Genomic DNA, 12,210 nt, shown 5'->3' with positions numbered 1-12,210 from the left:
AGTGAAAAATGGTTCGGGCCCGGGCGCCAAGGAGCGAATCCTGGTGGCAGCCACGGCGATTGCGCAGGCCCACGGCTACAGCGGCTTGAATTTTCGTGATCTCGCGGAAGTGGTCGGAATCAAGGCCGCAAGCATTTATCACCACTTCGCAAGCAAGGCCGATCTTGGCGCTGCAGTGGCACGCCGTTATTGGCAGGACTCGTCCGCTGCACTCGACGCGCTCCTTGCACAATCATCGGATCCGGTTGACTGCCTGCGCCGGTATCCCGGTACTTTTCGGAAGGCGCTAGAGAGCGACAATCGTCTGTGCCTGTGTAGCATCATGGCCGCCGAATCAGACGACCTTCCGGAAATCGTGACCAAAGAGGTCCAGACTTTTGCGGATGTGCAGGTGGCGTGGCTGAGCAAGGTGCTGGTCGCCGCGGCCATGGTCGACTCTGGAAATAGCGAACAGCGCGCGCGCGCGATCTTCGCCGCCGTTGCAGGCGCCCAGCTCATTGCCAGGAGTCGCTCGGATATTTCGCTCTTCGACGAATTGATTGAAAGTTATCGGGTCAGTGGCCTTCTGCCGGGTAGTAGATTGAGCGGCTAACCTCCGCCGTAAACATGCTCAGGCAACAACAGACGCGGGACCGGACAAGCCGGCTATAGCTCGAAGCGCGATGAAAGGCTGGATATTGCGAGGCGGCGCATGAAGGTGGCCGTCGAGTCGATCGGTTCCGCAATTGCGCGAAACGTCTCACGAAAGCCGGCGTCTCTTAAGACTCAGCCATGGTAGCTCGTCCCGCGTCGGTGCGATCTACTGTGTTGGTGAGCTAACATAGACGACCAGAAGCGCGGGTGACCCACAATGGGGCGGCAACGGTGTACGTTCGACGGCATACCGAGCTCTAGCCTTCCAACGGAAGATTCTCTCTCAAATAAATGGAAATAGGCGTCTGCAACGGTAGGCCCGACGCGGTGCCACGGTTGTAATGACCAAGGATGACCTCAACAGCGCGCACTGCTTGCACAAAAGGGCTCTGGTCGAGTACAGCATCCAGACATCCCTCGATCAACAGTTGCCTGCTCGACGCATTCAGCTCGTGCCCGATGACGATAGTCGCGTGCTCTCGCTTTATCGCACGCAGCGCGCGTGCAATGCCTTCATCGCCGACCGAAATGTTGTAGATGCCTCGGAGGTCCGAGTACCTCCTGAACGCGTCACGCGTGAGCTTCTCGGTCGAACGTTCGTCTTCGTGGCTCTCCAGTGAAGCCACGACTTCGCACGCTGGAAATCTGCGGCGCAGCACGGCGCGAAAAGCGCCGTCGCGTTCTTCGTGGCCGACATAGGCGTGTAAGCCCGCAATGACAATCACCTTTCCGCCTTCGCGTCCGATAAACCGCCCCATCAATTCGCCGGCAATACGTCCCGCGCAACGATTGTCGACACCCACATAAGCGAGACGTCCGCTGTCCGGCAGATCGCTCGCTACCGTCACAACTGGTATATGCCTGGCGACACGCGATACCGCATCGACTACCAGGGGATGTTCGTATGCGACGACGATCATCGCATCAGCTTTCTGTGCGGCGCGTCCGATCACAGTTGCCAAAGACTCCGGTTCTAGGTCATCGAAGAAGGTGACATGGCAAAGCACGCGATTCGTCTCGAACGACTTCTGCGCCAGTTCGAAGCCGTGCTGCAATGCGGCGTAGTACGGCGTCGTAGGTTTCGGCGTGACGATGGCAACCCGCAGCCAGCGCGTCGACACTTCCTGTAGCGCCCGGTCGATCTTGAGCTTGCGCGCCGCGTCCAGCACGCTGGCTTCCTTGGTGCGCGACACACCGCCACGTCCATTGAGCACGCGCTCCACGGTGGCATAGCTGACGCCTGCCAGCTTCGCCACGTCGTCCATCGTCGGTTTGCGCCGTCCGTTCATGCGTCGTCGTTCTGAGGAAAAGTCCTCAAAAATCCGTTTGAGAGCAGAGATTCGATCAACTACATTCTAGTCGCCAGTGCGTTAAAACGAGCGGAATCAAAGCGACGCGATGGCCCTGCGAAGCAAGCGCAGGTTAGGCAAAACTTAGTCAGGAGACAGACTATGAAGACGATCGGACGTGGGATCGCCCGCCGGGCGGTCCTCGGATTTGCAGCGATGACATTGATAACCGGGCTCAGTTCCGGCCTCGCCGCGGCAGACGAGCGGTTCGTGCTGGTCAGTCACGGTTCCGACTCGAACGTATGGTGGAACACCGTGAAAAACGGTATGCGCGACGCGAGCGAAGATTTCAACGTGCCGGTCGACTACCGCAACCCGCCGACGGGTGACACAGGTGACATGGTCCGCATTCTTGAGCAGGCGGCGGCACGAAATTACTCGGGCGTAATCACCACAGTGCCGAACATGGAGATGATCCAAAAGGGCCTCGCGGGCATTAAGGCCAAGCATATCCCGCTGGTGACGATCAATGGCGGCCCCGAATCCGGGATGAAGCTGGGCGCGATCATGCATATCGGCCAGCCTGAATATGATGCCGGCAAAGCTGCGGGCGAGCGTGCGAAAGCCGCGGGCATCCACGACTTTCTTTGCGTGAATCATGGCGCCGACATTCAGGCGCTCTGGGACCGGTGCAAGGGATTCGCCGATGCGATCGGCGTCGATTACAAGAAGTCCACGATGGACAGCGGCGAAGATCCAACGGTCATCCAAAGCAAGGTCGCAGCCTATCTGCGCTCGCATCACAATACACAGGCGGTGCTCGCCCTAGGGCCGGATCAGGCGACGGGCGTCCTGCGTGGCATCAACGATGCGGGCCTCTCCGGCAAGGTCTATGTCGCGACGTTCGACTTGTCGCCGGACATCCTGAAGGCCATTCAGTCCGGCAAAATCGCATTCGCCATCGACCAGCAGCCGTATCTGCAAGGCTATCTTTCGGTCGCCGCGATGGCGATCGCCATTCGCGACAAGACTACCGACACCGGCCATATCGTCGCCGCGCTGAAAGACGACAAGAAAGTCGCCGCACGTCTCGCCAAATATGACCTGAAGCCGGTCTACACCGGATCGACTGTGAGCTCCGGACCGAGCTTTGTGACTAAGGATAATCTCGCGCCGGTACAGAAATACGCGGGCTCCTACCGCTGAAACGCGCTGCCTTACATCCAACGAAACAGGGAGACTAACATGGCGCAATGGATTCGTGTCTGTGCAACGGACGAGATCGACCAGGAGGACGTCAGACGATTCGACCATGCGGGGCGGACCTTCGCCGTCTATCGAGGGCCCGACGATGAGTTCTATTGCACCGACGGCCTCTGCACGCATGAGGCCGTGCATCTGGCCGATGGCTTCGTGATGGACTTCGTCATCGAATGTCCAAAGCATCAGGGCGAATTCGACTATCGAACTGGCGAGGCTGTACGGATGCCGCCGTGCAAGAACCTGAAGACCTATCCGGCACGCGTCGAGGGTGGCGCGGTGCTCGTCGAAGTCTGAGATACGCATGGATGGAAGACATGGACGACCTGCAATTTGGCAAACGCAATAAGCGCGGCGACTGGGTTCCGAACGGCGTTCTGGACTCGGCGCTGTTATGGGCATGGCCGCCCAGCGGCGCGCGCATCGTCGCGTGGATCAAGGGTTATATTTGGCCGTGGAATCTGTTGTTCATGGCCAGTGCTTTGCTGTGGTGGAAGCTGGTGTTGCCCGACGTGGCCGCAATGCGTACGCTCGGTTGGACATGGCCGCTCAAGCTGCTGGCCGCCAATTGGGTAGGCATGTTTTTCTTCTACGGCGCGTTTGAACTGCGTTATTACGTGTCCCGTGTGCAGGACAATCGCTTCAAGTACAACGGCAAGTTTCCGTCGGAACAGCCTTCCGACGTGTTCTGGTTCAAGAGCCAGAACATCGATAACTTTATTCGCAGCTTCTTTGTCAGCGTGCCGATCGGAACCGCGATCGAGATCTGCGTCCTGTGGTCTTTCGCGAACGGGCACGTGACGTTCGTTTCGTGGAGCGAACACCCGGTCTATCTCGCCTGCCTGACGTTGTTCGCACCGGCGCTTCATGAGGTGCACTTCTTCGCCATTCATCGAACGTTGCATGGGGGACCGCTGTATCGTTTCGTGCATTCAGTTCATCACAATTCGACGAACCCTTCGCCGTGGTCGTCTATGTCCATGCATCCGGTGGAAGCGGCACTTTACTTCGGCGTTGCGCTATGGTGTCTCGTTATTCCGTCGCATCCGTTCATCGTGGTCTATCTGATTCACATCGCGGGCTTTGGGGCGATTGTCGGGCATATCGGATTTGACCAGCTTCGTGTGAGTGACAGCATGTCGATGAGCAGCCATGCGTACGCGCATTACCTGCATCATAAGTACTTCGAGGTCAATTACAGCGACAACGGCACGTTTCCGCTCGATCGGATCTTTGGCTCGTGGCATGACGGTTCACCTGAGGGGGACCGGCTGATGCGCGAGCGCTTCGAAAAAAAGAAGCGTCGCCTGAACGCGACCTGAAACGATATCGGAGAGCCACAATGAGTCGCCAGGAGCGGATGGTGATTGTAGGCGGTGGGCAGTGTGGAGCAAGAGCCGCACATGCACTGCGAGCGAACGGATGGGATGGCGCGATTACGCTGATTGGTGGGGAACGAACACTGCCTTATGAGCGTCCTCCGCTGTCCAAGGCGGTGTTGACTGGAGAACGCAGTACCGCTCAAGGCACGCTGTATGGAGACGCGTTCTACGAAGAGCAGCGAATCGATACGCAATTTGGAAGACGTGTAGTCGCGCTGGACCGTCAACGAAAGACCGTGTGCGTCGAAGGCGGCCACGTCATCGCATATTCGAAGTTATTACTTGCGACAGGTGCCGCGCCACGGTCGCTCGCGGTGCCCGGATGTACGCTGCCAGGCGTATATACCCTGCGTACCGACGTTGAGGCGGAAAACATCGCGCGCCAGCTATTGCCGCGGCGTCGTATCGCGATCATCGGAGCAGGCTTCATCGGTTTGGAGGTCGCGGCATCGGCTGTCCGAATGGGCTGTGAAGTCGTGGTTCTGGAAGCCGCGCCTCGCGCACTGATGCGCGCCGTGCCCGCCCTCGTCGCGGAGCGGATCGTCGACTTGCATCGGTCGATGGGCGTCGACGTGCGTTTCGGTGTCAAGGTCCTACGATTCGTCGGCAACGATGTCGTTAGCGGCATAGAACTCGCCGAAAGCGAAGTCGTTGGATGCGATGCTGTAGTGATCGGTGTCGGAGTTACGCCTTGCACGCAACTCGCGCAGCGGGCGGAGCTCGACGTCGCTGACGGCATTGTCGTGGATTCCGGCTTGCGTACATCGGATGCGTCGATCTTCGCCGCCGGCGATGCATGCTCGTTCGTGCATCCGCTCTTCGATAAGCGCATCCGTCTCGAATGCTGGAAAAATGCCGAGGATCAGGCGCGCATCGCGGCGTTGAACATGCTGGGCCACGAAGAGACGTGCCGCAATGTCCCGTGGTTCTGGTCGGATCATTATGATATGACGGTACAGGTCGCGGGCTTGCCGTCATTGGGCTCGAGCACGGTCGTGCGCGAAACGGGCGCGAAGTCGTGCGTAGTCTTCGCTCTCTCGACTGACGGCGTCCTGGTAGGCGCAAGCGGCGTAGGACCGATCGGGGACATCGCGAAGGACATACGAATGTCGCAAGACCTGATCGCCAGGCGCATGCAAGTGTCACCCGTGGCGCTCATGGACCGGAGCGTCAGGTTGCGCTCGTTGATGGCGGCGGACGCGTTATGAGCCAGCGACTTCTGGTCTTCCAATCTCTGTGGGCGATGGAACGCCGACATACCGACGGCTGGGAGCGTTCACTCGAAGAGAACGTTCAAATGATCGCGGAAGCAGGTTTCGATGGTGTGAGCGCGCACTGCACGAATCGCGACGAGTATCGGCGGCTCGCCGAGTTGCGCACACAGTTCGGACTGGATGCCGAAGGCCAATGCTTCCCTACCACGGTAGACGATCTGCAGCCCGCGTTGGAGGTCGCCACAGAATTTGGGCTACATCATCTCGACATTCAGCCCGATGTACGTCCACGTAGTATCAAGGAATGCATCGCGTTGCTCGATGGCTGGCAGCGGCTCGCGGAACAGGTAGATTTTCCGGTCTATGTTGAAACGCATCGCGACCGAATGACAACCGATCTTTATTTCACGCTCGATCTGCTTGATGCCCGGCCAAATCTCAGGTTGCTTGCGGATCTCTCGCACTATCTCGTCGCGCGCGAATTCGCATGGCCTGTCTCAGAAGAAAACCACGGGTTCATTCAGCGGATACTCGACCATTCATGGGCCTTTCACGGCCGCGTCGCGAGCCGTGAGCAGGTCCAGGTGGAGATATCATTCGAGCCGCATCGTCAGTGGGTGGATCTGTTTCTCGACTGGTGGCGATACGGTTTTGCGTCGTGGAGGCGCAGGGCGGATGAGAACGATTCGCTCGCGTTCGTCTGCGAGCTTGGGCCGAAGCCTTACGCGATCATCGGCCGCGATGGGAACGACACAACCGACCGCTGGGCGGAGTCGTTGATGCTGCAGGATTGGGCGCGGCAATTGTGGAACAGCCGCTGATCGTACATGTGTGCGGCGTGAACGTCCGTTTGCCGTCCAAGATTCGCCACTCAATGGATGGTTGAACAATCGACTGTTCAAGGTCGCAGAACGCGGCAAAACGCAAGTCTATATGAGTCGGGCGCAAGCTGGACTTGCAATTTTCCTCAAGAATCCCCACGTATTGCCGATAGACGTCCCTGGTTCATCCCGGAAAGCCCGTGCATGCCGCGTTGCATGACGATGGCCGAATACGCCCCTTCGGAACACAATATGACGAAAATCGTTAACCGGGCTTCAAAGCTCTCGGTTCAGCCATTTCGCCTTGGACGCACGCCCGGTCGTCAGTTGGCATTTTGATATTTCGCGTTCGTTTTCGGTTGGAGGATGCGATTGATCCGGTGTCAATGAAAAGGCATTCATGCATGCAAGTCGAGCGACCGCAGTGGTTATCAACTAACGAAGTCGGCGAATGAATTGTCTGTTCACAGGTGGCGATCCGACCGCCGCACAGCCGCAAGTCGGCTGCCAGCAAATGGGTCTCGACTCCAATCTGCTTTCGGACGCGTCTCGGTCATCGCCGGCGCCGGGCGCTCGACGGCGAAGTGCTCCATTGATTGCCCCGCGCTGATGGCCTGCTTCAGCCATTGCGGCATTTCCCCGTCGCCTGACCAGGTATCTCCCGTCGCACTTCGGTATCTGGCCGCTTTCTGCTTTATCTCGTCTTCGGCAATCGCGGCTGCAAGGTCATCAAGCTCGATGCCGACATCCGCCATTCTGCGGCGTAGATAAGCGACCATACTGTCTCGCTTTCTCTCATCCATGAAATTCCCCGGTCTTACAGTTTGCGCCTTTCTGGCGATCTACTGGACTAATGCAAACGCCGTGCCTTGAGAATACCACTCTGGTGAAGGTATCGTTGATAAGGTTTGCCGCTGTATGGCCTATTCGCACGTTTGTATGGCATAGTGCGGCCATTGCTAACCACGGGGAGATATATAAATGGCAACACTCGAGAAGGTCCAGGCCCAAATCGCAAAGCTTCAGGCGCAGGCAGAAGCGCTGGTCGTAAAACAGTCGTCCGGCGTAATCGCGAAGATTCGCGACATCATGGAAAAGCATGGTTTGACCACGGCCGACATTGAAGCGCACATCGGCGGTTCGAAAAAGCGTGGTCGCAAGCCCGGTGTCAAGGTTCCCGCCAAATCGTCAGCGTCGGCTGCAAAATATCGCGACCCGAAGAGTGGTGCTACCTGGACCGGACATGGTCGTGCGCCCGCGTGGATCGCGAATGCAAAGGACCGTAGTAAGTTTCTGACAGATGGCGCACCGGATGCCCCGGTGACCGCTGCCAAGACGGCAGCTAAGGCCGGAAACTATGTTCGTGGGCCGCAGGCGCCGAAGTACCGTGATCCGGTGAGCGGAGCAACCTGGAGCGGGCGTGGACCGGCGCCGGCGTGGTTGGCGGGCGCGAAGGATCGCACGGCATTTCTGATTGACGCAGGTGCGGGCGAAGGCGACGTGAAACCGAAGGCGGCGAAAAAGGTAGCAACCAAGAAAGCTGCCGCGAAGAAAGTAGGTGTGAAAAAGGCATCTGCCAAAAAGGGCGCCGCCAAAAAGAGCGTTGCAACGGCCAAAAAGGCACCCGCGAAGAAAGTCGCGACAAAGAAAGTGACGGCGAAGAAGGCTGCCGCGAAGAAAACGGTCGCTGCTCCGGAAGCACCGGCGCCGAGTAACGTTGCCGCGGCTGAATCGACCGCCGCTTGATTGATCTGACATGGCGAGCAGGGTGCCTCAATCCTGCTCGCGTCCTGCGTTCTTCGCGCGTCAGGTTATGGATCTTTCCATCTGCTGTTTCAGCACCGACTCGCGGTACCAGCGAGCTACTGAGGTTCCGATTCGCTCGTACGGCTTTCGTGCACGAGCGTTTTCGATGCATTTCAGGGCCTCCTGCGCAGCCTCACCGCATCGTTTGCCGTCCATTTGAGCGAGCAGCAACTGCGTCACCTGTCCCTTGCGGCGATATTCGGCGCAAATCCAGTCAGCTGCCGAGACCCGGTCGTCCGGGCGCTTATGCTGCGGCAGGGAACCGAGCATTTCCGCGTTCGCTTCGTCGAAAGCGTTGAGTTCCAGCGCTTCTTCCAACTCCCGCATCAGACTCTCGACGCGGTGCGGGGGGATGCGTCCACTGGGCATCCAGTCAGGGAACACTCGTGCTATCCCATCGACGACACATGTCAGACTGAAATCTCGCCAGAACCGTGGATGCGGCTCGTAGACCGCGTCTACTGCCATCACCAGGTTTCCCACATTCAACTGCGACGCACTGAACTGACAGTCCCTTAGGTAGGCGACGAGGGCATCGACCGTTTGGGAATGAACGCTGTCGACCGTCGCCATTTCTTTGCTGGTATTCATCATCAGAAAATCCACCATGTAAGTTTCGACTTCGGGGCGAGCGATCGATCTTGTGGGATTTGTTATGGCTGTCGACGCTCTCACTCCGCGTCAGCGGTATAGCCGTAACGAGGCGGTATGGCAGGGTGGAATTGGGCGACTTTTCTAATTCGCTCGAATGTGAAGTGATATTGGCTGGCCAGGCGGGGGAATTTGGCCAGGAACCGCCGATTAGCACCACAAGTAGCCTATGACGCGTGTGGGATCGCCGGAAGGTCCTGTAGCGAAGGAGGTAGCGGGCTTCGACTGCGGCAGCGTGAAAGTTGTCGGCAAGGCGACCTCGCGGGATCGTGCCTTGAGCGATGTCTCGCGCGAGACGTGCTAGGCGTTGCGGCGGTCTCGGCGCGGACGCTTCATGGCCGCGTCGCGGTAGGCCCGGGCAGACACAGTTCCTATAGCGGTTTGCTATCAATGACAGTAGGACCGCGAAGCGGTCCTACACCTTCCCGGAAAAAATTCCACCGTGAAGAAGATTACAGCCGTTCCGTCTTGAGCTTCCAGTCAAGTCGCTTCAAAAAACGGCGCCATTCGGACGTGGGATCAGAAAAAAGCCAACATTCGACATCTGCACCATCGACACGCCCCAAGGGTCTAACCAGTGCCTCAACGCTTAAGCAATACGCTTCGTAATCGTCACCCGACATGGTAAGCGCGATGCTGGTTCCCCCGTACCCTAGGCGAATGAAGTTGCCTGCCGATCTTACAAACTTCGGATTTCCATCTACGCTTACGCGCCAGTTCGCGGCCCGCAATGCCAGCATTGCCTTGGCCATCCACTGATCAAGAATGTAGGCGTGCGGGCAGCCGAAGAAGAACATCAGCTTGGTAAAGAATGACGCACGCATTCCTTGCAGGGCTCCGCGAGCAATAAGTCGCTGAAATTCGGCGAACGCCTGTTTGCGAGTGAGTTCCGGCAGACGCTTGAGAAGCGGCGCGATGTTTGATATCGACGCCCATAGGTTTCGATTGTTCTGGGGGTTCCTGGGATTTGAGCGTCCCCAAGCCATAACGGCTGCTACCCGGTACTCGAGCGGCACGTCGGAGCGCTTGCAGAGCGCTAGCAGATCCTGTCGATTGAGATGTTGGCTAAGCTCCGCGTAGCCTGCCGATGCGAGCCGGGTTGCTAAGTCGGACGAGAATGTTCGTGCCCAGGTGACCGCAGTCAACCCGACCCATGCCTTCGGTGCCTTAAGCGAACGAAGCCACGCGACAAGATCCTCGCGGAAGGTCGATTGATTGGGTTGTCGTGCGTTGGAATGAAAAGCGGCCATCGTCTTCTCCTGCAATGAAGTATCCGATGGCTTTTCGCTGGGCCCCATGCCCTTCGGTCGACGCATCGGATAAGACTTTTGACAATGACCGCACGGTGACAGTCATTGCCAAAAGCCCTTAACCGAAGCTATCGATCCGAAGACCTGGGAAAGCCAGGCGGGCTTTTGCTAGCCCTCCGCGCCGGGGCGCAGATTTCGAACCTAATCGTCCGGCCGTTTTTTTCGGCGCGGAGTCGTTGCTTGCTTCCTCGATTAGGGAGGCACCGAGTTTAGTGCCGCGCTCGGATTCCGTCAACTGGGCCTTTCTAACGCCACCACCGGCTCACTCGAGACCTCTGCACATGGCTCAATGTCGCACAACCAGTTCTCACGGACGTTGATAAATTTTGGGTGGCAAGTCGACCATCGGAGTAATTTCTGACGGTGGACTTCGCCTCATTGTCATGCCCAATGCGTTGGGCCAATGGTCGGGATGCTGATGTACGAGGATGGGCGAGTCGTCGTCAGTGAACACCGTTCGGTGGGCTGCTACGCGAGGCGTTGCTTGGTTTAGCCTGAGCCAGTTCTACGTGTGAGCTACTCCACAACCACGAAGGGCCGGACAAACGTACGTGCGCGCAATAGGGCGGTACTCGCGGCGGAGCCCGGCACACAGATCGCATGGCGTCTCGCGTCTGACTGTGCAGTCATCGCGCGGGCGAAGAACAGATGCATGAGGGACGTGGCACGGCCTCTTGGATCCTGACTTCAATCGGTCTTTCCGGGATAATCATCGCGAGCAATTTTCAGCTCTGTCCAGAAGCCGTCCACGGAACTTCAAATCATGACACTGAAGCAAAAGTTTGCACAGCGCTTTTCCGAACTGGAAGACATGTTCTCGGCGATCCACTTAGAGCTTTCGGGGTATGGCTATTATTTTGACCCTAGCGGGGTGTGGCGAAAGTGGGCAACTAGCACGGCAAACCTGATTCGCGCCGCCTGCGGGGAGGCGTCGTCGCATTACGTGAATTTCACCAAGGTTTATCTAGCCGCCGAAGGTAAGCAGGGTGAGATCAAGGAACTGTATGCCGTCTTTCTGGCCGCGAAGGAGGACTACGAGGGCGGTTTTGTTTTCGACGTCGAATTGAGGGTTTCAGGAGAGGTCTTTGGCGACTTCGTGCGTTTGGCGCGCCATTCACTGGCCGAGGGGCACAAGGACGTCGCTGCAGTTCTAGCCAGCGCAGCGCTCGAGGACGCACTTAAACGATTCGCTATCGTGAGTGGCCTCGACGTCGAGGGTAAAGATATGCAGAACGTTATCAATGCACTGAAGGGGGCGGGTCTGGTAGCGGGCGCTCAGAAGACGCTGCTCGACGCGATGCCAAAGCTCAGAAACGCGGCACTTCATGCAAATTGGGACAAACTCGGAGAAGCCGAGGTGGGTAGCGTCCTGGGCTTTGTGGAGCACTTCCTGTTGACGAAATTCAGCGAGTGACAAGCGCAGACGCCTAGCAGCGCTTCGACGAAAAATTCGGGCAATTGAGCGCGCTGGACAGGGTTCGGTTGACCAAGTATACCTTACGACGTTAGCGCTACTTCGTGGTCGCTCACATCGTATGCGTTTGCAAGGAGCCGAGCGTTCCCGCTTTGGCACTGCGGTTCTGGCAATACGCTTTCACCTCCCACGTCAGGCTGTTGAGGCGGCTCGGGGTTAGATCATGGGCGCGGAAACCAGAGACGCATGTTGCGATACCGGGCGGTCCGGTGATGGGCTTCGATGCTGCTCCCCACTGGTGTAGTGAGGCGCCAACCAGTGTAATCGAGGCTGGACTGACAGCAAGGCGTTGCATAAAGCGAATCGCGACGCGAGCGTCTATTGTCAGCTCGGTTGCCCGGTCTTTTTGACCAGCGTCTCAAGAATTCGG

At 58.0% G+C, this 12,210-nt stretch carries 12 protein-coding genes; 8 read left to right on the top strand and 4 right to left on the bottom strand.

Annotated features, from left to right (window positions below):
• The first annotated feature begins 1 nt into the window (after nucleotide 1).
• Nucleotides 2–592 carry a TetR/AcrR family transcriptional regulator gene (locus BPHY_RS33745; RefSeq protein ID WP_012405960.1) on the top strand — a complete coding sequence of 197 codons (591 nt, stop codon included), beginning with the start codon at nucleotides 2–4 and terminating at the stop codon, nucleotides 590–592.
• A 298-nt stretch (nucleotides 593–890) separates the two neighbouring features.
• Here the strand turns inward: BPHY_RS33745 and BPHY_RS33740 are convergent, their stop codons facing one another.
• Nucleotides 891–1,922, bottom strand: a complete 1,032-nt coding sequence (locus BPHY_RS33740) for a LacI family DNA-binding transcriptional regulator (RefSeq protein WP_012405959.1) — start codon at nucleotides 1,920–1,922, stop codon at nucleotides 891–893.
• Between the two features lie 162 nt (nucleotides 1,923–2,084).
• On the opposite strand from BPHY_RS33740, the gene BPHY_RS33735 reads away from it, so the two are divergent.
• Genes BPHY_RS33735 through BPHY_RS33715 form a run of 5 tightly spaced genes read left to right on the top strand, consistent with a single transcriptional unit; the run spans nucleotide 2,085 to nucleotide 6,599 of the window.
• Nucleotides 2,085–3,128: a sugar ABC transporter substrate-binding protein gene (locus tag BPHY_RS33735; protein ID WP_012405958.1), complete on the top strand. Its 1,044-nt coding sequence runs from the start codon at nucleotides 2,085–2,087 to the stop codon at nucleotides 3,126–3,128.
• Between the two features lie 39 nt (nucleotides 3,129–3,167).
• Nucleotides 3,168–3,479, top strand: a complete 312-nt coding sequence (locus tag BPHY_RS33730) for a MocE family 2Fe-2S type ferredoxin (protein WP_012405957.1) — start codon at nucleotides 3,168–3,170, stop codon at nucleotides 3,477–3,479.
• A 20-nt stretch (nucleotides 3,480–3,499) separates the two neighbouring features.
• Nucleotides 3,500–4,504, top strand: a complete 1,005-nt coding sequence (locus BPHY_RS33725; RefSeq protein ID WP_012405956.1) for a sterol desaturase family protein — start codon at nucleotides 3,500–3,502, stop codon at nucleotides 4,502–4,504.
• Nucleotides 4,505–4,524: 20 nt separating this feature from the next.
• Nucleotides 4,525–5,772 (top strand): NAD(P)/FAD-dependent oxidoreductase, encoded by a 1,248-nt coding sequence (locus BPHY_RS33720; RefSeq protein ID WP_012405955.1) that lies wholly within the window; start codon nucleotides 4,525–4,527, stop codon nucleotides 5,770–5,772.
• Nucleotides 5,769–6,599 (top strand): sugar phosphate isomerase/epimerase family protein, encoded by an 831-nt coding sequence (locus tag BPHY_RS33715; protein WP_012405954.1) that lies wholly within the window; start codon nucleotides 5,769–5,771, stop codon nucleotides 6,597–6,599. The genes BPHY_RS33720 and BPHY_RS33715 overlap by 4 nt, the downstream gene beginning before the upstream one ends.
• A 464-nt stretch (nucleotides 6,600–7,063) precedes the next feature.
• On the opposite strand, the gene BPHY_RS33710 is transcribed toward BPHY_RS33715, so the two are convergent.
• Nucleotides 7,064–7,402 carry an H-NS family nucleoid-associated regulatory protein gene (locus tag BPHY_RS33710; protein WP_012405953.1) on the bottom strand — a complete coding sequence of 113 codons (339 nt, stop codon included), beginning with the start codon at nucleotides 7,400–7,402 and terminating at the stop codon, nucleotides 7,064–7,066.
• A gap of 178 nt (nucleotides 7,403–7,580) precedes the next feature.
• Between BPHY_RS33710 and BPHY_RS33705 the strand changes: the two genes are divergently transcribed.
• The gene (locus BPHY_RS33705) at nucleotides 7,581–8,345 is read left to right on the top strand and encodes an H-NS family nucleoid-associated regulatory protein (RefSeq protein WP_012405952.1); all 765 of its coding nucleotides are present in this window, start codon (nucleotides 7,581–7,583) and stop codon (nucleotides 8,343–8,345) included.
• A 60-nt stretch (nucleotides 8,346–8,405) separates the two neighbouring features.
• Here the strand turns inward: BPHY_RS33705 and BPHY_RS42950 are convergent, their stop codons facing one another.
• Both BPHY_RS42950 and BPHY_RS33695 read right to left on the bottom strand, forming a co-directional pair.
• Nucleotides 8,406–9,014: a hypothetical protein gene (locus BPHY_RS42950; RefSeq protein WP_244257732.1), complete on the bottom strand. Its 609-nt coding sequence runs from the start codon at nucleotides 9,012–9,014 to the stop codon at nucleotides 8,406–8,408.
• Nucleotides 9,015–9,508: 494 nt separating this feature from the next.
• Nucleotides 9,509–10,306 carry an 8-oxoguanine DNA glycosylase OGG fold protein gene (locus BPHY_RS33695; RefSeq protein WP_157686887.1) on the bottom strand — a complete coding sequence of 266 codons (798 nt, stop codon included), beginning with the start codon at nucleotides 10,304–10,306 and terminating at the stop codon, nucleotides 9,509–9,511.
• 823 nt (nucleotides 10,307–11,129) lie between these two features.
• Here BPHY_RS33695 and BPHY_RS33690 point away from each other — a divergent pair.
• Nucleotides 11,130–11,780 carry a DUF4145 domain-containing protein gene (locus BPHY_RS33690; RefSeq protein ID WP_012405949.1) on the top strand — a complete coding sequence of 217 codons (651 nt, stop codon included), beginning with the start codon at nucleotides 11,130–11,132 and terminating at the stop codon, nucleotides 11,778–11,780.
• The last annotated feature ends 430 nt before the right edge of the window (nucleotides 11,781–12,210 follow it).

Source organism: Paraburkholderia phymatum STM815 (assembly GCF_000020045.1).
GTDB classification, from domain to species: Bacteria; Pseudomonadota; Gammaproteobacteria; order Burkholderiales; family Burkholderiaceae; genus Paraburkholderia; species Paraburkholderia phymatum.
The sequence above is the reverse complement of the archived record's forward strand: the minus strand, read 5'-3'. Positions and strand labels throughout refer to the sequence as shown.